Origin of the sequence: Flavobacterium sp. CFBP9031 (genome assembly GCF_034044945.1) — a bacterium.
In the GTDB taxonomy this organism is placed as follows: Bacteria; Bacteroidota; Bacteroidia; order Flavobacteriales; family Flavobacteriaceae; genus Flavobacterium.
Genome location: NZ_JAXCWF010000012.1, coordinates 115,207 through 138,236, shown reverse-complemented (window position 1 = coordinate 138,236; position 23,030 = coordinate 115,207). Strand labels below are relative to the sequence as shown.

Genomic DNA, 23,030 nt, shown 5'->3' with positions numbered 1-23,030 from the left:
ATTTTATTCTTTGTCAAAAGTTTTTTCAAGTATTTTTTTTAATTCCATTTTATTTTCATCTCCACTGCCTTTCCATCGTCCAATTATTTCGCCCCGTTTGTTAATTAGAATCTTGACAGGAATTGCTGTCACAAGATAATTATCTTCAATTTTGGTCTGATTTTCAGCAACGGATATATGCTTCCACAAACCAATTTTTTCATCGGCGATTGCTTTCCTCCATGAATTTAAATTCTTATCTCTGGATATGCTGATAATTTCAAATCCTTTATCTTTATATTTCTCATAGGCATCTTTAAGAAAAGGCAGATCATCCCTGCAAGGCTCGCACCAGCTGGCCCAGAAATCTATCAGAACATATTTTTTATCCCGAAAGGTTGCCAGAGGGATCACCTCTCCATTATAATCTTTTAATATAAAATCAGGAGCAATGCTTCCCACTTTACTGTTTCTAAAGTCGGAAATCCTTTTAAAAAGCCTCACTCCCGATGGAGATTCTTTTACTTCTTTTGATAGTCCATCAACAAGAGAAATAATAGTTTCATAATTTAAAAGCCCTTCTTTCTTAGCCAATCTGTAATAAAGTAAAGAGGGAGCTATAAACGAAGACGGATTTTGCCTGATAAAATTAAAATCCATCTCCATTTCTGTGATTTTATTTTGATCTGACAGTTTTTCCAAAATTTCCAATTGATGTTCCAGTTCCACTTTAATCTGCGGGTCTGAGGCGACAGTAATCCTTTCAAAATACGATCTTATAAGCAATGAGATAGAATCTCTTTTACTATATACGCCGTTTTTTACTTTTTGAAGTTGGGAATATTCGTCTTGTGTTTTACTGCCCTTCACCTCTGCTGTTGAAAAATCATAAAAATCCAACTTTATTTCCATTATGGTTGGTTCAAGGAACAATTCTGTAGAATTGCTTCTGCTCATACTAAACTCTCGATTATTGCATAAAGTGGCTCTTGTGGGATAATCGATATTTCCTTTCAAAATAAATTTGTTATTATCTATTTTAGACGAGTCATAGATTCTTTTGTCGCCAACTTCGTAAACCAGATAGATCTTATCAATACTTAATCCTTTACCTGTACCCCTTAACTCGAATGCAGTTCTATTGCCTAATTTCTGTGCAGATAGAGAAATGGAAACTAAAAAAAGAAGAAGAGCCGTTTTGAACATTTTTTTTGTGTTTCCTAAACAGCTAATTTCAGGACAGTTTAACATGGATTTTTTTTTAAAATAATGCATTGGCTTATCTATTTAAAGAAGCAGGAATGACAATTCCTGCATTTCTATTTTTTAATATCAGTAAAGGAATTGCATGCAATTCCTTTACTTTGTTAACTAGGATTTGGATAATCTTAGCAGTCGCACTTTCCGTTCCTGCAGTAGTCGCAGTATCCATCACAGCCTCCTGCATCGCCTCCGCATTCTTCACCACATTCTTTCGTTGCAGCTCCGCACTCGTCACAGCCTCCAGAAATCATTCTCATTTGATCTCTTTTAAGAGCATTTTCTTTCATGTCTTTAAAACTCATTTTTTTCATGATTTTCATGTTTGTTATAGTTAATAATTAATTGAAAATCTTTCGCAGATCATTACTCTAAAATCTACCACGTGCACTTGGTTTGTTTTTTATAGTTATCTGCTATAGATTTACTCTTTTGTTCTTTGTTTCACATGATCGATATCTCCAATTAAGCCGTACTGTAACAATAATCAAAATTGATTTCTAATAGTGAGTATGCCATCAGGCAGTCAAAAAAAAATTCCACCTCCATTAATTAATCTCACTTCTTTTTCTGATTTTTGTTTTGTTTTTTAAATTATATAATAAATTTTTTACACATTAATTAAATAAAATACAAATACACTTGTTAATATATTTTATAATACATTCTTCTATAATTTTTTTGCAAATTGATTTAGATGTATTTTAAAATCATAATCACATTATCATTAATAAAAATTTGTCAGATTTTATTTCGGTGTAAATATATTAATTCTATCAAATTAATCAAATTTAAAACACAATTAATTCAATATTCTATCCAGCTGGAAAAACTAACAATATCTTAAAGAAATAAATCAATTTTGAACTTCAGTCCAACGACATTTTAGAATTTAAATTTCCTCAACAAATTAGGGCGTAAAATAGTAGCGAAACCACAAACCTTACCAATAATTCTACTAATCTTATTTAATCCTTAGAAATAAATTGTCCCTAAATAATCTTCTCATTCCCTCCCGTCACCAGTTAAAATCAAAAATAAAATAAGTCTGATAAAAAAGATAAAAATTATAACTAACTACAAAGTACAAGAGGGAATTCAATAATTCCCTCTTGTGATAAAAGCCAAGTTTATGCCATGACTAATTATTTACTTTTATTTTCTCGATTTTCTCTATCATTTTTTCTGCGTTTCCGTTTGTTCCGCCAAGTTTTATTGCTTTTGCATAGCTGTTTAATGCCAAATCGTACTGCTTATTAATATAATAGGCTTCACCTAAACTGTCAAACAGATTAGCATTTGTAGAAAACTCTTTTGTTGCCAGTTTAAATATCTCTATTGCCCCATTAGTTTTTCCGGCCCTTAGTAGTTCATATCCTAATGCATTGAGTTCGCTCGGATTTCCAAAGCTGTATTCCTTCTCAGAATTTTTTTTGAGCAGATAGTATGCCTCGATGCCTTTCTCCGTATCATTAAGCGCTTGCTTTCTGATAGCCAAATGAATAGATTTTTTAGGGATTTCGTATTCCTTTCCTAACATTAGGCTGTGGATGCTGTAGCCTAGATCCCAAACCCTATTCAGATTATTGGACAATAGGATTATCGTTATCTTATTTTTAAAATCGTTTAAGAAAATAGATTCAAATTTATACGATACCCCATTGTGCCTCTGCAGCTCGTCTTTTTCGAAGTATCTGCCAAGTGATCCGCCTTCGTCGACTGCATATGGGTTTTCTAGCAGTGTAAAAAAGGATTTCTCGGATATCAGACGGTTGCTATTCATTCCTTCAATCCATTTATAAAGATCATTTGTATCCGTCCAGAGCCATCCGCTGATAAATTCCAATTCTGGACATCTCACATTATCCAAATCGTAACAAGACGTTCGATTTTTATAGCCAGATTTCGGATCAAATGCCGAATTTGTCATTTTCAATGGTCCAACTATATTTTTAAGGACAAATTCCTCGTATGACATTCCGGATACCTTTTCAATAATTCGTCTCTGTAAAAATACATTGCTATTGTCATACCTGTAGGCAGTTCCAGGCTCAAACAGCAAACTGTCGCTGTTTCTTAAGATTTTCCAAGCCTCTTGGTCATTTTTAGGCACTATGGGGTCAATTCTGGCAATGCCGCTGGCATAATTGATAAGATGTCTTATCGTAACTTTTTCTGACCAGTTAGGCAGTCCCAAATCAAATTTGGATATATGGTCATCAAGATTAAGAAGTCCACGTTCAGCTAGAATCATTATCGAAACGGCATTAAATTCCTTTGCGATAGAGCCAATATTGAATATTGAATTTTCACTTAGGGGAGTCTTCTTGGTTTCATCGGTAAAACCGAATGATTTCTGATAGATAATTTTATTGTTTTTAACGATAAGCACGTTCCCATTAAATATCCCTCTTTCATAGGATGTTGCCATTAGGGAATCAATTTGGCTGAAAACCGATGAATGCTGTGGGGTCGAATTTTGACGTGTTTTCTTCGCTTCTTTAACGTCACTTGATTTTTGGGCAGAAAGCAAATTTGCAGATAGAATGGCTGCCAATAATAAAAACTTGATCTTCATTTTTAATAAATTTTTCGGAGATAGAATTTTGATTGATTGTCTAAAACTTTCTGCAAATATGCTTTAAAACGCTTCAATACGCGACCGATTAAAAAAAGTCGAACCCTTTTCTTGGAAAAAAATGAATTAATTCGAGTCTTTTCTAAAATCAGTCGGAGTTTTTCCGGTATATTTTTTAAAAGAAGAGCTAAACGATGATTTGGAATTGAAGCCTACCTTATAGAGAATTTCAAGAATGGTAAGCTCTTTCTCCAGAGGATCTTTTAGAATTTCTTTAGCTTTTTCAATCCTATACTCATTTACGAAATCGAAAAAGTGCTTATCCATATATAGGTTAATCAGCGCAGACAAATCTTTAACGGGCATTTTCAATTGTTCAGCCAAATCCTGGATCGTCAATGAAGAATCCAGGTAAGGTTCCTTTTCAATCATAAAATCTTTCAAGGATTCTATCTGTCTATTTTTTTCCTCATCTATTGCAGGAGGCGATTTCTGTTTCGCCACAGCATCTGCAATCGGTTTAAACTGGGAATTGATGCCCCTGAAAAACTCTGGATTATTTAAGGCAGCAAACAGATACCAGCAAGTGCAGAATAAAAACGCAAACCCATCAAGGGTCACAATCCAAGCTCTTACTTCTCCCAAACCAAAGATAAAAGTCACCAGCCACCTTAAAAGCACTATAAAATGTAAAGCATAATATAGAATTGTCACTTTATAAAGTGCATTAAGCAAAGAGATATCCGGATTCGTATAATTCTCGAGATAGACGGTTTTAGCTTTTCTAACCGCCAAAAATGAAGCGATAAAATAAACTTGAAATAAAATTTCGAAAAGAAAATAAAAAAACTGCATGACTGGCGTCTGATTCATAGCGTTTATGAAACTCACTTTTGCAGCTCTATCCTCAAAATATATCCCCGCCATCATATACAGATTGAAAGCGGCAAACGGAATGGCGTGCAGTAAATGCTTCGGTTTCAATCGAAATCCAGAAAAACAGATCGACAATACATAGAGATAAAAAGAGGCAGGAGCCAAATAGTTGATGCTCCATCGAAATGCTTCGAGATTGATGTAGTTAACAGGAAAATCACGCATCAAAAATTTCAATGCATCTGCAGCACATGCAAAAAGAAAAAAGGCAAGAAGGCAATTTGCCAATTTATATTTTGTTTTAACGGTAAACAGAAATAAGGCAAGAAACAGCACCAAAAATATTCCTATAAGTGCCGCTATTTCCAAAAAGCTGTATCTGTCCATTGTTTTTTAACTTAGGCGAAATTTAAAATTTAAATGGGAAAGTCTAAAAAAGTATGGATGATTTTATCCAAATTTTAAAAATATTTTGCTTAAAATGCTAAAAGTCTATCCGCTGAGGTTTTAAAAAAGAGACTTTTTAAATACCCCAATCATAAATGAAATCACAATCTCTCAATCTTAAAATAAGCAAGTTCCTCCTCGTTTCTTATCAGATTGCTTAATCGTTTAAAACCAACTTTTTGCAGCACATTTTGCGATCCGGTGTTATCGAGATCTGTTATGGCTACAACTTCATTTGTCTTTGTATTTTCAAAGCTATATTGAGTCATAGCCCTGCATACTTCTGTGGCAATACCTTTTCCCCAATATGCTCTACTAAGCACATACCCAATCTCTATCTGATCTGTATTGTGTACAAAAATACGGGCAACACACATTCCGATAAAACTATTATCCAAAGTATCAAATATCGCCCAACGGCTGAGATTTTTGTTTTTATAATTTTCTTGCAGTTCATTAAACATTTCGGCACATCTTTCTGGTGAAGTATCAGGAAGGTATTGCGTCACCTGCTTGTCTATAAAAAGATCAAAGAATGTCTGTTTTTCTTCAGGCAAAAATTCGCGGATAATTATTCTAGGGCTTTGATAAATAATATGCATTGGTACTATTAAAAATAAATAAGTTAGAAGCTATTTTCTAAAATTAGTAACAGAATTTTTCTTTTGTAAATATATCGAAATTTTTTAACCACGAAAAAGCATTCGCTGATTCGAGGGATCAAAACAAAAATTAAAAATAGTCCGAATCTTTCATCCAGGTTATTTGATCATCTTCATGAAATATGGGACAAAGAATTATACTTTTATCTCCTTTCTCATTGAGAATGTACCAATCTGTAGTAGTATCAACTATTAAATCAAGATATTTTTTTTCCTCTTCTGATTGAGCCAAAACCAAATCATCATCCTCAACTCCTTCTCCCAATAAAATGCTATCTTTTATAGAGAATTTTATATAGTCTGCTAAATGTTCATTTTCAGATGACTCAGCCAAATAATCAAATTTAAACGAAATATCTCCTGAACTCCTCATATCCCAGTTGGTTTCAACAATCGATCCAATGTTAAGGTCTCTCCAGTACAATTCGAATTTCTTCATTTCTTTTTAGTTTATTTTAATTCTCTATTTATAAAACATTCCAAACTTACACCAACCACTCACTAACCAACTTTCTATACGTCTCTCCTATTGGTAAAGCATTACCGCTTTTCATTAGAATCTGATTTCCATCAATAACCTTAATTTTATCCTTTGGAATAATATACGAACGATGAATTCGAATAAACCGATTCGGAAGTTTCTCCAAAATATCTTTCATATTCTCCAATGCCATAATCTTTTCGTCATTGGTATGAATTCGGATATAATCTCGTAATCCTTCAATATATAAAATATCGCTTAAAGCAATTTTATAGTGCTTTCGGTCCGCTTTTACAAATAGAAAATCATCTCCCGCTTTTTCAGTAGTTTGAAAAGTTTCCTGCCAGCGAATGAACTTTTCTACACTTTGATAAAAACGATTGAACGTAATGGGTTTCAGCAAATAATCAATCACATGAAATTGAAAAGCTTCAAGCGCATATTGTGGATAAGCCGATGTAATGATAAAATTATATTTCTGATTGAACATCTGCATCAATTCAATTCCCGTTAATTGCGGCATCTGGATATCAATAAAAATCAAATCGACCGATTCTGTATTTAAAACTTCAATCGCTTTAAAGACATCGCTATCTGCATACAAAACATTTATCCTTGAAATTTTAGAAGCGTAATCGGCAATTAATTTGACAGCAAACGGCTCGTCATCCAGAATTATGCAGTTTATTTTTTTAGTCATTTTAAATCTATTTCTAGTTCAGCCGTAAAATGGTTTTCGTTGTTTGTGATTTTTATTTGATGTTTTTCGGGATAATGAATCTGTAAACGCTTTTGCAAATTATCTAATCCGATTCCGCCCAAACTATCTTTTTTCTGCGTTCCGATTTTATTCTTCACTTTAAAAATCAATTTTTCAGAAGAAACCTTTAGCTGAATTTCTATGGGTTCTGAGTCTGAAACCTCTCCGTGCTTTAAAGCATTTTCTACCAAAGGCGACAAAATATATGGCGGAATTTCTTCAAATTCGTTTTTGATTTCGACATTCAAATCAACCCGAACATTGTCTTGATGTCTCAATTGTTCGAGTTCAATATACGCTTTTATATAATCCACTTCGTCTGAAAGTCTGATCTTTTCTTTTTGAGATTCGTACGTTGTAAAACGCATAATCTTGCTCAATTTATCAATCGCGACCAATGACTTATCTGACTGAAAATAAACCATGGAGTAAATGTTATTTAAAGTATTAAATACAAAGTGCGGATTAATCTGCGCTTTCAAAAATTTAATTTCGGTATTCTTATTTTCTTCTAGAATAAGCTTGTTATATTCTAAAAGACGAATCGAATAAATAACAAACCAAAGAAACGAACTCAAAATAATCGCCATACTGCTGTAATGCAAATTATCGAGCATATAATTCAGAAAATTAACATCGGTATAATTTACTTTATCAAATAAAAGTTTGGTTACAATTTGCTCAAAAAAGAATCTCAAAAAAGTAAAAACCAGATACGAAACAAAAACTCCTGCAAAAAGCCTTTTCCATTTAAAAGTCTTAAAAACCGTTTTCATTACGATCAAATAATTAAAATAGAACGTAATAATAAAAACGATAAAGTAAGTACAAAGAAAGAGATCAGGTAAAAAAAATTGTCTTCCAATCGGGTTTTTCACGAAAGTGAAATAGAAAATTAAAATCCAATAAATAAGATGAATTATACATTCTAGTTTTTTGGTAACGGTTCCTTTATACATTCGGTATATTTTTAAAACAAAGATATACATTCAATAAAAAGCATTTTTACGGGTTTGCAGATTAATCGAAGGGGTTTGTCGATAAAAGTGGTTTTTGGGTTTTAATTCTAACAGTTTTGCCCTGTAATTAAAATCCAAATCATGAACAGAATCATTTTAGTATCAGTCTTATTTCTATTTCAAATTAACGTATTTGCCCAACAATATTTAGTAAAAGGAAAAATCATCAATCAGAACAAAACACCGTTGGAGTTTGCAACGGCAACTTTATTAAAAGCAGATAAAATTCTGTACAAACAAACTTCAACTGATAGTTTAGGTAACTTTATTTTAAACACTGAAAAAGGAAACTATAGATTAATTATAGAACAATTTGGAACTGAATTTAGCAACAAAGAAATAATCGTAAATCAAGATCTTGATTTAGGAATAATTGAAGTGAAAGAATTGGTGCAATTAGATGGCGTAACTGTAAAATCACGAAAAAAATTGGTAGAACAAAAAGTAGATCGTTTGGTTTTTAATGTCGAAAACTCTGTTGTTGCAACTGGCGGAACGGCTTTGGACGCTTTAAAATCTACGCCAACCGTGAGAGTCCAGAACGAAACAATTTCTATTGTTGGAAAAGGAGAAGTCTTGGTTATGATTGATGATCGTTTGAATAAAATGACTCAGGAAGATCTTGTTGCATTTCTAAGATCGATTCCCGCAGATAACATTAAAAGTATTGAAGTAATTACAACGCCTCCAGCAAAATATGAAGCGGAAGGCAATAGTGGTTTGATCAATATTAAATTGAAAACTGCTAAAGCGAATTCGTGGACCGCTAATCTTGGAACTACTTATACACAAAGAAGTTATGCAAGCGGAAACATAAACGGATTGTTTATTTACAATTACAATAAACTTTCGCTTCAAGCTTCAATCAATAAAGGAACAGAGCAATTTCGCACGACTTCAGATAACCGAATTTATTATCCTAATGAAGTTTGGAAACAAGATATTGCAACCAAATCAAAAACAGATTTATTGAGCATTGGTTTTGGTACCGATTATAAACTGACTGAAAATTGGACTTCTGGAGTAAAATATTTAGGAAGTTTTAATGACAGAAATTCAGCAAATAATCCGCTTACAACTCGTTACAATACAGCTGGAGAAATCAATTCTTATGTGTTTTCTAATGTACATGCACAGAACAAACCTCAAATGAATTCGGTTAACTGGAATAACGTTTTTAATTTAAATAATGAAGGCAAAAACATTACAGTAGATTTAGATTATTTTGACTACCAAAAAGACGATTCACGTGTGTTTTCGGGAAATGAAATGGATAATCAGAAAAGAAATATTCCTGGAACTTATTTTGCGGCAATTAATTCTAATTTAAACCAATTGAGAAATTATTCGGCAAAAACAGATGTTTCTATTCCTTATTCTTGGGCGAATATTAGCTTTGGCGGAAAAGGATTTTATACGAAAACTAAAAATAATTTAACGGTTTTTGACAACGAAACAGGAACTCCAATTCTGGACGTAAATTATTCTAATATATTCACGTACAAAGAGTACAACGAAGCAATCTATTTTTCTGCAAATAAAAAAATAAGCGAAAAATGGGAAACGCAAATTGGTTTAAGAACCGAAGCGACACAAACCGAAGGCTATTCTGAAAACCTAGATCAAACTAACAAAAACAATTATATTAAATTATTTCCAACCGCTTATGTAACTTACAATGCGAATGATAACAATTCCTACTCTTTAAATTACAGCCGAAGAATCCGCAGACCTGATTTTGATTATTTGAATCCGTTTGTGATTAGAACAAGTCCGTTTTATTATTCTGAAGGAAATCCTTTTTTGAAGCCTTCTATTATAGACAATTTACAATTCTCTTATATTCGCAATCAAAAATGGGTAAATAATATCTATTTTTCTCAAGTTTCAGATTTCGGTCAAGAATTAGCGATTATTGATCCTGAAACCAATATCACGAAAAGCACGCCAATCAATTATGCTGACACTTACCAAATCGGTCTTTCAACGTATTACAATTTCAATAAATATTCTTGGTGGAACAGCTTTATGGGATTCAATTTAAACTATCAAAATGTAAAATCGAGAACCAATTTAATTGCTTCTGTAGATGGTTACAATGGTTATATTTACACCAATAATGATTTTACGGTAAATCCATCTAAAACTCTTTTTATGGGTTTAAATTATGGTTTGCAATTGCCAGGACGCTATCAGGTTTTTAATATTTCAACTTTAAATATTTTAGATGTTTCGGTGAAATTTCTAGCTTTAAAAAAGAACCTTTCGATTACTTTGACAGGAGAAGATCTATTGAATGCACAAAAACCTTTAATTTCTTATTATTCAAACGGAATTAAGAATACAATGAAAAATTATGGATATTCAAGAGCTTTTAGAATTGCTTTAAGCTACAAATTCGGAAACCAAAGTGTAAAATCTAAAGAGAGAAACTTTGGAAATGAAGAGGAAAGGAATAGAGCGAATTAAGAAATAAAAAAAGCTTTACAATTACGATTGTAGAGCTTTCATATCTATCATCCAGGTTATTCCATCATCTTCATGAAATATAGGGCAAAGGATTATTTCTTTTTCTCCATTTTCATTGATAAGATGCCAATCTGTTGTGTTAACTAAATCAAGAAATTCTGTATTTTCTATTTTAACCATTCTATCATTAGCCTCCTCGTCTCCTTCTTCTATAAGAATACTTGCCAATATAGAATGTTTAATAAAATCTGCAAGATGCTTATTTTTAGAAGGTTCTGCTAAATAATCAAACTTATAAGTAATTATTCCAAAATCTCTCATATCAAAATACGTTTTAACAATCGATCCAATATTAAGGTCTCTCCAATACAATTCGAATTTTTTCATTTCTTATCTTTAGATTATGAGAATTACTTCAAACAAATATAGACAAATGACTTTCTTATTTATGATGCTTTTCGAAACATTTCTGTATCCTAAATTAAAAAAATCAATTAAAATTTGCATATATGACCAATCGGTCATATATTTGCATCGTTAAATACAACCTATCATGACAAAAGGTGAAGAAACCAGACAATTTATTATAGAAAAAGCCGCTCCTATTTTTAATACAAAAGGAATTGCAGCAACTTCTATGAGCGATATTATGGAGGCAACCAAACTGTCTAAAGGTAGTATGTATGTTCATTTTGAGAACAAAGATGTTTTAGCTTGTGCCGCCGTAGATCATAATATGAAAATACTAAGCTCTAAACTGGAAATGGCACTTAGAGAAGGAAAAAGCGCCAAAGACCAGCTTTTTGCCTATATCGAGTTTTTTAGTAATCCGATCAATCCACCGGTAATTGGCGGATGTCCTTTGCTAAACTTTGGAACCGAAGCCGACGATACAAACCCGATTGTGAAAGAAAAAGTAAACACCGCTATCAAACGTGGACAGCAGCTTTTAACTTCGATTATAGAAAAAGGAATCGCTAATAAAGAATTTGATCCTGAATGGAATGCATCAGAATTTGCCATCGCGCTTTTTGCCATGCTTGAAGGAGGCCATTTAATGTCCCGTATGTCTGGCAATAACGATAATATGAAAATAATAGAAAAAACGCTTAAAAAAATTATATCTGAAAAATTGATATAATTTTTTTTACCTCAAAAGTGACCGATTGGTCATTTTTAAAAATTAATTAATTATAAAAACAAATACCATGTCAAAAACAATTTTAATTACAGGAGCTTCAAAAGGATTTGGAAGAGCTTGGGCAGAAGCTTTTTTAGCTAAAGGATACAATGTAGCAGGAACTGCTAGAAACCTTGAAACCTTAAACGATTTAAAAGAAAAATACGGAAATGCAATTTTACCTTTAAAATTGGATGTCAATAACCGTCAAGAATCACTAGAAGTGGTTCAAAAAGTAAAACAGCATTTTGGAACTATCGATGTTTTGATTAATAATGCTGGTTACGCACTTACAGGCGCAGTTGAAGAAGCAAGCGAAAGCGAAGCTAGAGAACAATTTGAAACCAATTTCTTTGGGACATTATGGTTAACCCAAGCTGTTATTCCAATAATGAGAGAACAAAAAAGCGGTCATATTATTCAGGTTTCTTCTATTTTAGGATTAGCAACTTTACCAACAGGAATGGGACTTTACAGTGCTTCTAAATTTGCAATTGAAGGTTTAAGCGAAACGTTAGCATCTGAAGTAAAACAATTCGGAATCAACGTAACTTTATTGGAACCAAACGGATACGAATCTAATATCTGGCATACAGGAATTACCAGCGAAAGTTTACCTTACTATGACGAAATCAAAAAAGCTCTAGCAGAAAGAGAAAACATATTCGGTAAAGTGCAAGCAACAGCTCCAGCAGTTGTGAATTTGGTAGAATCAGAAAATCCGCCGTTACGATTGTTGCTAGGAAAAGTAGCATTTCCATTCGTAAAACAAAGCTACGAGCAAAGATTAGAAAACTGGGAAAAATGGAATGACGTTTCGGTTGAAGCTCATGGTTAATTAATTTCCAATTTAAAATAAGAAAGGCAATCTCATACGATTGCCTTTCTTATTTTATCTGCTTTATTATCAAATCAAAAATTGCCAAACGTATTTCGATATTTATCCATCACTGTTTTGAACAAATCTTTATTGGATGGCGGCGAAAGCACAATTGCTCTCGAACCAGAATTTATAGATTCTTCGATATCATGTAAACTTTTCCCGCCAGTTGCCATTACAGGAAAATCGGGGAATTTAGCCGTAATTTCTTTTACAATTTTAGCTGTATGTGCTCCTCCAGAAACATGAAAAACATTTACGCCTGCCTCGATTTTTCCTTTTAAAAAATCATAATCAGAGTAAGCAACAGTTGCTACAATTGGTATCGCAATTTTTTCTCTTATTTTCTTAATGTCTTTATTTTCAAACGGAATATTTACAATAATTCCGGATGCTCCTGCTTCTTCCGCATAAATTGCCATTTCTACAGATTTTTTTCCTTTAGTTGTTCCGCCTCCAACACCGCATACAATAGGTTTTCCTGCAAAATCAATCAGCGTTTTGATTATTTTTGGCGATGGTGGAAAAGGATAAACCGCCAAAATAGCATCGGCATCATTATTTTCAATAAGCGCCATATCTGTAGAGAAGAGAAATGATTTTAAGTTTTCATTTCCTAGCTGTAATCCTCGACAGTTTTTACTAATCATTTCTGGTGTAGATAGTGCTTTATTTATCGTTTTATTTCTTCTAAATAATCTATCCCAGAGAGAGATTTTCTTCTTATTTCCCCAAAATGAATCTGAAATTAAATTGATTTTCATGGTCTTGATTTTTGCATTATGACCAAATTTAGGATATTGAAATTTATTTTTTTTATAAAATAAATACGAAAAATTACATTTTGTAATGAGTTGGGGAAAATTTGTAGTGAAATAGAATCTGCCAATTCGTTTAATGGAAATCAAACAAAAACAGAATTCTTTATTTCAAAATAAAAATGCTTCACAAGCTGTTATCATTCCGTAGGAATGTTTCGTTGGTAAAAAAATGGCAACAACCTGATTCTACCGACCAGATGTTCCTACGGAACATAAGCGATTTATCGAAAAAAGCGCAAAATAGATTTATTTTGCGCTTTTATATTTTACTTGAAATGATTTTTTTATGCCCTAACCTTCTTAGCCTTCTTCTTCCCTTTCTTCCACCAAATAATAAATCCAGTTATAGGAAGAGAAGCTCCAATCAAACTAACCAAACTCCAAATTATTTTGCCAGTAAGTCCAAAGAAAACTCCTGTATGCAGATCATGATTACTTGCTTCGTAAATATCTGCAGCATTATTGTCTTTGTATAATTTCGTTCTGAGCATTTGCCCTGTTATTCCATCAAAAAAAATAGTATTTTGATTTCTTGCCCAATCATTTGGATACGTCATTCTTAATCGCAACTCTCCTGTTTTTCTTATCGAAAATGAAACTGAAGTTGCGCCAGGATATTTTGCATTAGCACTTTCGTAAATATTATTATAACGAACAGGAATTGTTGTTGAATCTATTTTTGCATTAGAAACCACTTCATCGCCTTTTCTTAATTTAGCGCCTGTAACTAAACTTACTCCTTTTTTTACCGTTTCATATTTAAAATAAGTTCCTGAAAAAGCAATTAAAAGCAAAAAAATAGAAGCGTAAAATCCGAGAACTTGATGTAAATCAAAATTGACTCTTTTAAAAGAACCGCTCCATTTTATCTTTAAAGATTGTTTAAGTAAACGCCTTTGCTTTGGAAACCATAAAATTAATCCCGTAATCAACATAACGATAAAAATCACAACTGCACAACCTTGAATAAATTCGCCCACTTCTCCTAACAACAAAGTGCGGTGTATTTCCAGAATTGTATTCAGCCAATCTGCTCCCTGCTGATTTATTAAAGTTCCATCGTATGGATTGAAATAATAGGTCTTTTTCTTTTTTGTCGAAATTTGAACTGTGGCATTCGGTTCTGTTTTGTCAATTTTTAAAGCCGTGATTTTCTGCTTCGGTTCCAGAAGTTCGTAATTTTCAATTATAGCTTTTAAACCTATAAAGGGCTTTTCCTGAACCGGAACATGAAGATATTCTTTCTGCGAAAAGTCTCGAATTTCTTCTTCAAAAACATACAGAAAACCTGTAATGCTCACTATAAAAACAATGAGGCCCGATGCTAAACCGAGCCACAAATGTATTTGTCTAATAGTATTTTTAAAACCTTTGGTCATAATTTGCAATAAAATCCAAATGTAGATAATATGATTCTAAATGACGAATTGTAATCTTAGAATTTAAACGTAATATTTCCTGTAACTCTTGTTGGGTTTTGAGCCGCTAGACGATAAGACCAGTATTTTTCGTTGGTAAGATTGTCTACTTTTAATCCTAATCTAAATTTTGGTCGGTCATAAAACACAGAGGCATCCAAAACAGTATAAGAAGGAATAGTGAATTTAAAAGTTGTTGTATTGGTTTGATAATATTCGCTTCCATAAATTCCTCCAAATCCAAATCCAAGACCAGAAGCAGCGCCTTCAGTCAATCTATAACTTGCCCAAAGATTGGCAGTTGTAGGCGACCCAGCGGTTGTTGGTCTTAAACCATTAATGCTTGGGTTTGCTTTTGTATATTGGCTATCATTATAAGTATAACCCGCAACGATATTTAAACCTTTAATTGGGTTTGCAATAAATTCAGCTTCAAAACCTTTACTCAATTGCGTTCCGTCCTGAATCTGGAAGTTGATGTGATCTGGATCATCGCGCGTAACATTGGTTACTTTGATATCGTAATAGCTAAAAGTTGCGCTAATTTTATTAAAATCAAATTTAACTCCACCTTCTAATTGGTTTGCCTGATTTGGTTTGAAAGTATTTCCGTAAAAATCAGATCCGCCAACATTGTTGAATCCGTTCATGTAATTTCCGAAAACAGAAACTTTATCTTTAACCACTTGATAAACCGCTCCCAATCTAGGAGAAAATGCTGTTTGATTATAATTTCCAGCAATAGAATCGCGACTTGGATAGTACACTCCTTTATTGATATAACGGTCAGCTCTAACACCAGCCATTACCAATAATTTATCTGTAACATTCAAGACATCAGAAACATATGCGCTATACGTTCTTTCATCATTTGACACCAAATTAGTGTATGTAGCATTTGCAAATAAAGGCTCTATTTTATTGATTGTAAAATTGTTGTAAGCATCTCCAGGTTTTCTAAAGTTAAGCGCTGGCATGTTTACCGTCGCGTCGTTACGTGTAGCGCGAAGGCTGTAAAAATCTAAACCTGCCACTACTCTATTACGTAATTTGCCTATTTTAAAATCACCGTTGAAATTCTGCTGAATATCAGTTCCATAATATGGATAATCTTGATTGGTAACTTGCTGTCTAAGAGTTTCATTACTCAACATAGTCAAAGCCACAACATATCCTTCAGATGAAGATCTTGTACGAGAAACTATTGTTTGTGAAGTCCATTCTTCTGAAATTTTATACTTCAATTGAGCAAATATATTATACTGCTGACCTGTATAGTTTACTGTATTATTGGCAAAAGAAAGTTTATACGGAATTCCTAATTCTTCGATGCTGTGAGCAGTCGCATCTGCTTTTGTATAAGGTGCCAATCGTGTTGGAGATGTTCCTTTAGAAACACTAAATTCAGCATCAATTAACAAAGTCAGTCTTTCATTTACTTCATAAGAAAAACTTGGCGCGATGAAAAAACTTTTATTAAAACCAGCGTCTTGAAAACTTCTTTCGCTGTGCAGTGCCGTATTAATTCTAAAAAGAGCCGTTTTGTCTTCATTAAGAGGCGTATTAATATCAGCCGTTAAACGATTCAAATCCCAATCGCCAGCCGAATAAGAAACTTCTCCTTTAAAGAAATTAAAAGGCTTTTTGGTAACTCTATTAAACAATCCGCCAAAAGAAGAGATGGTACTTCCAAACAAAGTTGCCGATGGTCCTTTAATAACTTCAATACGCTCTAAATTAGAAGGATCAATCGTATTATAGGTAAAACTTCCAACACCATTTCTTACCAATTGAGGCGTTGCAAAACCTCTAGAAATGTTAGTTGTTCTACCTTGATTTCTCACTTCGGCAATACCAGCACCGGGAACGTTTTTAAAAGCACTGTTGTAATCTGTAATTACTTGCTCTTTCATCAATTCCTTACTCACAATAGTATAAACCTGAGGATTCTCCATGTTTTTGAGTTTCATTTTAGAAACCTCTTCACTTTCTTTTCTTGCAAATCGGTTTCCTCCCGAGCTTACAATTACCTCTTCTAATTTTTGCGAAGTGTAAGCCATTTCAAAATCAAGAGTAACTTCTGTATTATTCTGATCTACAATAACAGATGCTGGAGAAGATTCGTAACCGTTTAGTTTTATTTCAACGAAATAAGTTCCGAAAGGAATATTTTTTAATTGATATGTACCATCAGAATCGGTCGTAGTAGTTTTATTTAATTCTGAAATTTTAACCGTTGCACCTTGTAAAAAATTTCCGTCTTTAAGCACAGCCTTACCAGAAATTGTACCAACAGTTGATTGAGAAAAAGCCGTTTCTGAACAGGAGAAAAGCATCAAAAAGGCAACAAACACTTGAGTTAAAACATTGTTTTTAAGTGTTTTAAAAATTGTTTTCATATAAAATTTATAATTTATCCTTATTTAGACTGGTTACAAATATATAAATGAGAACTGATTTCTTAGAAAAAGATTAAAACTTTCTTAAAAAATAATTAAAAACCAAACATTACTATTTTCTTGCTTTTCAAAAAGATCTACTTCTTAAAAGATTGCCATTAAAATCTATTTTTTTAGAACAAGCATTTTATACCGTTTTAGCTACTTTAAAAATCTCATTTCTGACTTTACGAACTTCCATATGTATAACTTTAAATAGCTTTTGAAAGTAAAATTTTATTATCAAACTGTTATAGTGCAAGTTTTCTAAACTTAAATGCATCAGAAGCAACTTCTACATCATATATAATAAAGTACAACATTAACCCTTATTATCTTCTTATAAATTATAATTTTATAGAAAAAAGACTACTTATTAAGTAAATATAAATCAAAACCTTACGTTTTGTAAAGTGAACAGATTGTTATGTTTTTTAGAATTGGGTTGCAGAAACCGTTATTCTTTTTTATTTTTATGAAATCGTGTGAAACTCTAATCACTCGATTTAATATTTACAAATAAGAGAAAACTAAAATGAGCAACGACAAAAAACTAAAAGCTGTCGCTTTCGGAGAAGTACTTTGGGATATTTTTGATAATGAAAAGAAAATTGGTGGCGCACCATTAAATGTAGCGCTTCGCATGAAAGCCTTAGGCGTTGATTCTAATATGATTAGCTGTGTAGGAAATGATGCAGATGGAGAGGAAATTATAAACGAAGTCAGCAAACTAGGTTTAGAAACCAACACTCTTTTAAGATCTAATGATTTCCCGACAGGATTGGTAAATGTAACATTAGACGAAAGCAAATCGGCTACTTATGAGATTCTTTATCCTTCTGCTTGGGACAAAATTATCCTAAACGAAGAAACGAGAGAATTAGTCGTAAACTCAGATGTTTTAATTTATGGAAGTTTGGTCTGCAGAGATGAAGTCTCTAGAAAAGCATTAGAAGAATTACTCCACACACATACTTATAAGGTTTTTGATGTCAATCTTCGAAAACCACATTATGATTACGAAATTCTACAACACTTAATGCAGGCAGCAAATTTCATCAAATTTAATGATGAAGAGCTAATGGAAATAAGTGCTGCATTAGATTCTCCTTACAATACTTTAGAAGAAAACATGAACTTCATCTGCTCTTTAACCAATGCTACAGCTATATGTGTAACAAGAGGAAAAAATGGAGCTTTACTTTTATGGGATAAACATCTTTACGAAAACGAAGGTTATACCATAAAAGTTGAAGATACAGTTGGTGCAGGAGATTCATTTTTAGGAGCTTTGGTCACATCACTTTTAAATGGAAAAGAACCACAAGCAGCCTTAAACTTTGCTTGTGCGACGGGCGCTTTGGTCGCCGGATCTGCAGGTGGAAATCCCGAAATTTCAATCTTTGACATTGAAAATCTGATCAATAAAAATTAAAAGAAAAAAACTATAGCCTGATTTAAAAAATCAGGCTTTTTTTTATACTTAAAACATACAGTTTCTATTAAAAACATGGGAACTATGTAAATTTAAAACGTAATTATTTCTTCCTAATCGATACAAGCGCTGTAACTTGCATTTTTAAAATAATTAATGAAGAATGATGAAAAAATTACGAATTTCTCTTATCAATATACACGGACTTTTGAAGGGTTCTGGTCTCGAAATCGGTCGAGATGCTGACAACGGAGGTCAGACCAAATACATATACGAATTAGCAGAATTTTTATCGCAACATGAAGATGTAGAACACGTTCATCTTTTTACCAGATTAATAGATGATCCCGCTCTTTCGCCAGAATACGCCGTGCCTATAGAGATTATTAATGAGAAACTAGACATAAGGCGAATTCCGTTTCTGGGGAAAAAGTATAAAGCAAAAGAACAGCTTTGGGAAGGTCTTGATACTTTTGTGAACGGCGCGATGCAACACATTAAACAACACAATATTTTCCCAGATTGGATTCACTCTCACTACGCAGACGCGGGTTATGCCGCAGCCGAATTATCAGCCGTTTTAAACATTCCTTTCGCACACACAGGACATTCTTTAGGATTCTACAAAAAGAAAAAACTAATTGAAAGCGGAGAAACGGAAGAAGAACTTGAAAAAAAGTACAAGTTTAAAGCCAGAATCGCCGCCGAAGAAAGAACATTAGAACTTGCAGAATTTATTGTTACTTCTACCGAACAGGAAATTGAAACCTACAAAGCATACAAAAACTTCGAATTAGGAAAATACCACGCCATTTCTCCTGGAATTGACACCCGAAAATTTGTTCCTTATTATTATCAAGAAAACGATTCGGACAAACATATGGAAGAAGCGCAACGAAAATATTGGGTTGCCGAAAGCATTTCTAAATTTTTAACCAATCCGCACAAGCCTATAATTCTGGCACTTTCAAGACCTGACCGTCATAAAAACTTGAACACTTTAATTGAAGTTTACGGAAAAGACAAAGAACTCCAAAGCATAGCCAATTTGGTTATTTTTGCTGGTATTCGAAAAGACATTGCCAAAATGCCCGAATCTGAAAAGAACGTTTTAACAGATCTGCTTCTTTTGATGGATAAATACGATTTGTACGGAAAAATGGCCATTCCGAAGAAACATGATGTTGAAAATGAAGTTTCAATTATCTACCGTTATGCTGCAGAAAAAAGAGGTGTTTTTGTGAATTTAGCTTTACATGAAAACTTCGGTTTGACTGTTATCGAATCGGCTAGTTCTGGACTTCCTGTTGTGGTAACTAAAAATGGTGGACCATCTGAAATTATTCCGGTCTGTCAAAACGGAGAATTAGTCAATCCGCAAGAAGAAAGTCAGATTAAAAAAGCGCTTCGTAATATTTTAACCGATGAAAATAAATGGAAATATTATTCAAATAATGGAGCCATCAATATCCAGAAATACTACAGCTGGCTGAGTCACGTCAATCAATATGTTGATCTTGTAAAAGAAAACCTCTCCCTTTCTTCGGGTGCTGGAATTAAAAAACAGCATTATCCGAATATCAATATCGACCGATTAAAAAGAAAAATCGATCACTTATTGGTTTCAGATATTGACGGCACATTAATAGAACCCAAACTTGCAAATCCAGGTTTGAAAGAATTAAAAGCCCATTTAACCAATCGAACCGATAAAATGGCTTTTGCAATGGCTTCTGGACGCAATTTGGAACTCGTAAAGAAAGTAATTGACGAAGAAGAATTTCCTCTGCCCGATTTCATTATCTGTTCGGTTGGAACTGAAATCTATTATACAAACGGAAAGGATTATATTCTAGATAAAGGTTGGGCCAAATTTCTCTCTGGAAGATGGAAAAGAGACGAAATTGTCAATAAACTGAAAGGCATAAAATGGATTAAACTACAGGAAGAAGAAGCGCAAAACCCTTTTAAAATCTCATATTATTATGATAAAGAACATTACAATCATGATGAGTTAATTCAAATTTTAGGAACAGGCTGGTACAAAGTCAATATTATTCCGAGTCACGGTCAGTTTTTAGATTTTATTCCGAAAAGGGCTTCTAAAGGAAATGCTATTAAATTTTTATGCCGAAAATGGTCGATTCCTTTAGGAAACGTAATTGCTGCAGGAGATTCTGGAAATGATGTTGATATGTTTAGAGGTCCAGTGAAAGGAATTATTGTTGGAAATCGAAGTTCTGAACTTGCCGATTACGAAACGACCAAAAATATTTATGTCGCTAAAAATTCAGCTTCAGAAGGAATTTTGGAAGGTTTAAAACATTATAAAGTTATAAAATAATATTGTTGAGTTAAAAATTCTAAACACATAGAAACATAGGTTTTATTCTGACTTAAAGAGAAGAAAAAGAAACTAGTTTTCAAACATAGAACAAACTCAAGGGTCAACTTTGTCAAAGTTTTGAAACCAAGGGTATAATGAACATAAAACATAAATTATAAAATTGGTTTATGCATTTTTGTCATTTCGACGAAGGAGAAATCTCCGCGAGAAGCTCGACAAAGATTGGATTTTCGTTACGGAGTTACTTGCGGAGATTTCTCCCTTCGGTCGAAATGACAAAGATTGTGGTTACTGTGTAATACTAAAGTTCCTTACACTCTTGCTTTCAAAACTTTGACAAAGTTTAACGGTTAAAAGATCTATGTTCATTTTAACTAAATAAAATGCCTTTTTTAACTCAAAGTAAAACTATGATTCTTTGTGTTTAAAAAATTAAAAATATACTAACAGTTTAAAATAAATAATAAAATGTATTCAGGTTCAGGATTTAGCAACTGGGAAATTGGAGATGTTGATGTATTTATAGATGAAAAAGGAATCCATCATTTATTTCATTTAATCATTCCCAATCACGATTATATCGCTCATGCCATTTCAAAAGATGGCCTTTCGTGGAAACGAGTAAAAAATGCCTTATTTGTTGGCGATCCCGGAGAATGGGACGATGATATGTTATGGACAATGCATATCAGCAAAAAGTCGGACGGGGAAGGTTATGAAATGTATTATACAGGTCTTAAACGCCAAGATAAAGGAATCGAACAAAAAGTAGGAAGAGCAATTTCTACCGATTTACTCAATTGGAAAAAAGAAAATCTATACGGACTTCCTTTTAAAAGTGAAGCGCCACATTATGAGGGCAAGAATAATAATCCGCGTCAATGGATAAGCTTTCGTGACCCATTTAAATACCAATACAAAGGAGAAGATTATTTGCTAATCTGCGCCCGAAGCGCCTCTGGACCAACATACCGCAGAGGCTGTATTGGTGTAGCCCAAAGAGAAAAAGAAGGTTATGTGCTGCAAAAACCGCTTCATATTCCGTATGTGTATGATGATGTAGAATGCCCGTGTGTCTTTGAAATTAAAGGAACGCATTATCTTTTGGGATCCATCAGAGAAGATATTAAAATTCGGTATTGGTCTTCGCCAGAATTTAGAGGAGAATATTCTGCATTTCACAATAATGTACTAATGCCACAAGGAAACTATGCCGCCAGAGTGGTTAAAGATGGAAAACATTTCTTGGTTTACAATTTCTATTTCGCAGACGGAAACGTCAATACGCATCGTGTGATTCCGCCACCGAAAGAATTGGATGTCGATAAGAGCGGAAGACTTCTTTTGAAAAGCTATTATTATTGGCAAAAACTGTATCAGAAAACCATACTTCAAAAAGATCTGCCCCTTCCCTTACCTATTTTAGGAAATCCGACAGCAGAATTTGTTTTGGAAAACGAAAACAAATGGCGATTTGGATGCCGAAGCGGTTATGAAATTTATGGTTTCGAAAAGCCATCAAATGATTTTGTTTGGGAAGGAACATTGTCTGTTGAAGGAATGGGAAAAACGGGCTTTGTAATTGAATGTGATAAAGAAGGAACGGGCTATTATATTTCGATTGATTTTATGAATGGCTTCGTGCAGTTTAGAGCTTGGGGATTTAATGAAAAGGATGTGAAGAATAATTTTATCTTTGAAAACATCCAAACCAATCAGTTTGAAATTAGTGACGAAAAACAGATTTCTTTTAAAATTATCCGCTACGGAAATTATTATGAACTTTCGATAAATGACATTGTAAAACTAACTTTATTGGATTTTAAATACAACGAAGGAAAAGTCGGAATCTATGTCTGTTCGGCTGTAATTTCGATAAGCGATTCTAAAATTCATGTCATTCCAGAACCAGAAAACGAATACGCAGCTTCTGATCCTGAAAAATATGATAATGAATTACAACCCAATTCTCTAATTTAA

Annotated in this window: 18 protein-coding genes; 6 read left to right on the top strand and 12 right to left on the bottom strand. The window is 33.1% G+C overall.

Annotated elements, in window-relative coordinates; all coding sequences use genetic code 11:
* Nucleotides 1–3 precede the first annotated feature (3 nt).
* From SOM12_RS19245 to SOM12_RS19210, 8 genes are all read right to left on the bottom strand, one after another.
* On the bottom strand, nt 4–1,230 hold the full coding sequence (locus SOM12_RS19245; RefSeq protein ID WP_320494938.1) for a TlpA disulfide reductase family protein: 1,227 nt from the start codon (nt 1,228–1,230) through the stop codon (nt 4–6).
* 137 nt (nt 1,231–1,367) lie between these two features.
* Nucleotides 1,368–1,553: a hypothetical protein gene (locus tag SOM12_RS19240; RefSeq protein ID WP_141248145.1), complete on the bottom strand. Its 186-nt coding sequence runs from the start codon at nt 1,551–1,553 to the stop codon at nt 1,368–1,370.
* Nucleotides 1,554–2,380: 827 nt separating this feature from the next.
* Complete coding sequence (locus tag SOM12_RS19235) at nt 2,381–3,817, bottom strand: serine hydrolase (RefSeq protein WP_320494936.1); 1,437 nt, start codon at nt 3,815–3,817, stop codon at nt 2,381–2,383.
* A 126-nt stretch (nt 3,818–3,943) separates the two neighbouring features.
* Nucleotides 3,944–5,080, bottom strand: a complete 1,137-nt coding sequence (locus tag SOM12_RS19230; protein WP_320494935.1) for a helix-turn-helix domain-containing protein — start codon at nt 5,078–5,080, stop codon at nt 3,944–3,946.
* Nucleotides 5,081–5,241: 161 nt separating this feature from the next.
* A complete protein-coding gene (locus tag SOM12_RS19225) occupies nt 5,242–5,742 on the bottom strand; it encodes a GNAT family N-acetyltransferase (RefSeq protein ID WP_320494934.1) in 501 nt (166 codons plus the stop codon).
* Between the two features lie 130 nt (nt 5,743–5,872).
* On the bottom strand, nt 5,873–6,241 hold the full coding sequence (locus tag SOM12_RS19220) for a hypothetical protein (protein ID WP_320494933.1): 369 nt from the start codon (nt 6,239–6,241) through the stop codon (nt 5,873–5,875).
* 46 nt (nt 6,242–6,287) lie between these two features.
* Nucleotides 6,288–6,983, bottom strand: a complete 696-nt coding sequence (locus SOM12_RS19215) for a LytR/AlgR family response regulator transcription factor (RefSeq protein WP_320494932.1) — start codon at nt 6,981–6,983, stop codon at nt 6,288–6,290.
* A complete protein-coding gene (locus SOM12_RS19210) occupies nt 6,980–8,002 on the bottom strand; it encodes a sensor histidine kinase (RefSeq protein ID WP_320494931.1) in 1,023 nt (340 codons plus the stop codon). The genes SOM12_RS19215 and SOM12_RS19210 overlap by 4 nt, the downstream gene beginning before the upstream one ends.
* A gap of 141 nt (nt 8,003–8,143) precedes the next feature.
* Here SOM12_RS19210 and SOM12_RS19205 point away from each other — a divergent pair, with 141 nt between their 5' ends.
* Complete coding sequence (locus SOM12_RS19205) at nt 8,144–10,531, top strand: outer membrane beta-barrel family protein (protein WP_320494929.1); 2,388 nt, start codon at nt 8,144–8,146, stop codon at nt 10,529–10,531.
* 21 nt (nt 10,532–10,552) lie between these two features.
* Here the strand turns inward: SOM12_RS19205 and SOM12_RS19200 are convergent, their stop codons facing one another.
* A complete protein-coding gene (locus SOM12_RS19200; RefSeq protein ID WP_320494928.1) occupies nt 10,553–10,918 on the bottom strand; it encodes a hypothetical protein in 366 nt (121 codons plus the stop codon).
* Nucleotides 10,919–11,084: 166 nt separating this feature from the next.
* Between SOM12_RS19200 and SOM12_RS19195 the strand changes: the two genes are divergently transcribed.
* On the top strand, nt 11,085–11,672 hold the full coding sequence (locus tag SOM12_RS19195) for a TetR/AcrR family transcriptional regulator (RefSeq protein ID WP_320494926.1): 588 nt from the start codon (nt 11,085–11,087) through the stop codon (nt 11,670–11,672).
* 67 nt (nt 11,673–11,739) lie between these two features.
* Nucleotides 11,740–12,549: an SDR family NAD(P)-dependent oxidoreductase gene (locus SOM12_RS19190; RefSeq protein WP_095930068.1), complete on the top strand. Its 810-nt coding sequence runs from the start codon at nt 11,740–11,742 to the stop codon at nt 12,547–12,549.
* A gap of 74 nt (nt 12,550–12,623) precedes the next feature.
* Here the strand turns inward: SOM12_RS19190 and SOM12_RS19185 are convergent, their stop codons facing one another.
* From SOM12_RS19185 to SOM12_RS19175, 3 genes are all read right to left on the bottom strand, one after another.
* Entirely contained in the window at nt 12,624–13,355 is a 732-nt protein-coding gene (locus tag SOM12_RS19185) for a hypothetical protein (protein ID WP_320494925.1), read from the bottom strand.
* A gap of 341 nt (nt 13,356–13,696) precedes the next feature.
* Nucleotides 13,697–14,791: a PepSY-associated TM helix domain-containing protein gene (locus SOM12_RS19180; RefSeq protein ID WP_320494923.1), complete on the bottom strand. Its 1,095-nt coding sequence runs from the start codon at nt 14,789–14,791 to the stop codon at nt 13,697–13,699.
* Nucleotides 14,792–14,847: 56 nt separating this feature from the next.
* Nucleotides 14,848–17,229 carry a TonB-dependent receptor gene (locus tag SOM12_RS19175; RefSeq protein ID WP_320494922.1) on the bottom strand — a complete coding sequence of 794 codons (2,382 nt, stop codon included), beginning with the start codon at nt 17,227–17,229 and terminating at the stop codon, nt 14,848–14,850.
* A 574-nt stretch (nt 17,230–17,803) separates the two neighbouring features.
* On the opposite strand from SOM12_RS19175, the gene SOM12_RS19170 reads away from it, so the two are divergent.
* From SOM12_RS19170 to SOM12_RS19160, 3 genes are all read left to right on the top strand, one after another.
* Nucleotides 17,804–18,703, top strand: coding sequence for a carbohydrate kinase family protein (locus tag SOM12_RS19170; protein WP_320494920.1), 900 nt, complete (start codon nt 17,804–17,806; stop codon nt 18,701–18,703).
* Between the two features lie 163 nt (nt 18,704–18,866).
* A complete protein-coding gene (locus SOM12_RS19165; RefSeq protein ID WP_320494918.1) occupies nt 18,867–21,047 on the top strand; it encodes an HAD-IIB family hydrolase in 2,181 nt (726 codons plus the stop codon).
* Nucleotides 21,048–21,518: 471 nt separating this feature from the next.
* Nucleotides 21,519–23,030 carry a glycosyl hydrolase family 32 gene (locus tag SOM12_RS19160; protein ID WP_320494917.1) on the top strand — a complete coding sequence of 504 codons (1,512 nt, stop codon included), beginning with the start codon at nt 21,519–21,521 and terminating at the stop codon, nt 23,028–23,030.

Excerpts from the sequence above, each read along its gene's own strand:
- SOM12_RS19245 (WP_320494938.1), bottom strand. The coding sequence starts at position 1,230 with ATGTTAAACTGTCCTGAAATTAGCTGTTTAGGAAACACAAAAAAAATG.
- SOM12_RS19240 (WP_141248145.1), bottom strand. The coding sequence starts at position 1,553 with ATGAAAAAAATGAGTTTTAAAGACATGAAAGAAAATGCTCTTAAAAGA.
- SOM12_RS19235 (WP_320494936.1), bottom strand. The coding sequence starts at position 3,817 with ATGAAGATCAAGTTTTTATTATTGGCAGCCATTCTATCTGCAAATTTG.
- SOM12_RS19230 (WP_320494935.1), bottom strand. The coding sequence starts at position 5,080 with ATGGACAGATACAGCTTTTTGGAAATAGCGGCACTTATAGGAATATTT.
- SOM12_RS19225 (WP_320494934.1), bottom strand. The coding sequence starts at position 5,742 with ATGCATATTATTTATCAAAGCCCTAGAATAATTATCCGCGAATTTTTG.
- SOM12_RS19220 (WP_320494933.1), bottom strand. The coding sequence starts at position 6,241 with ATGAAGAAATTCGAATTGTACTGGAGAGACCTTAACATTGGATCGATT.
- SOM12_RS19215 (WP_320494932.1), bottom strand. The coding sequence starts at position 6,983 with ATGACTAAAAAAATAAACTGCATAATTCTGGATGACGAGCCGTTTGCT.
- SOM12_RS19210 (WP_320494931.1), bottom strand. The coding sequence starts at position 8,002 with ATGTATAAAGGAACCGTTACCAAAAAACTAGAATGTATAATTCATCTT.
- SOM12_RS19205 (WP_320494929.1), top strand. The coding sequence starts at position 8,144 with ATGAACAGAATCATTTTAGTATCAGTCTTATTTCTATTTCAAATTAAC.
- SOM12_RS19200 (WP_320494928.1), bottom strand. The coding sequence starts at position 10,918 with ATGAAAAAATTCGAATTGTATTGGAGAGACCTTAATATTGGATCGATT.
- SOM12_RS19195 (WP_320494926.1), top strand. The coding sequence starts at position 11,085 with ATGACAAAAGGTGAAGAAACCAGACAATTTATTATAGAAAAAGCCGCT.
- SOM12_RS19190 (WP_095930068.1), top strand. The coding sequence starts at position 11,740 with ATGTCAAAAACAATTTTAATTACAGGAGCTTCAAAAGGATTTGGAAGA.
- SOM12_RS19185 (WP_320494925.1), bottom strand. The coding sequence starts at position 13,355 with ATGAAAATCAATTTAATTTCAGATTCATTTTGGGGAAATAAGAAGAAA.
- SOM12_RS19180 (WP_320494923.1), bottom strand. The coding sequence starts at position 14,791 with ATGACCAAAGGTTTTAAAAATACTATTAGACAAATACATTTGTGGCTC.
- SOM12_RS19175 (WP_320494922.1), bottom strand. The coding sequence starts at position 17,229 with ATGAAAACAATTTTTAAAACACTTAAAAACAATGTTTTAACTCAAGTG.
- SOM12_RS19170 (WP_320494920.1), top strand. The coding sequence starts at position 17,804 with ATGAGCAACGACAAAAAACTAAAAGCTGTCGCTTTCGGAGAAGTACTT.
- SOM12_RS19165 (WP_320494918.1), top strand. The coding sequence starts at position 18,867 with ATGATGAAAAAATTACGAATTTCTCTTATCAATATACACGGACTTTTG.
- SOM12_RS19160 (WP_320494917.1), top strand. The coding sequence starts at position 21,519 with ATGTATTCAGGTTCAGGATTTAGCAACTGGGAAATTGGAGATGTTGAT.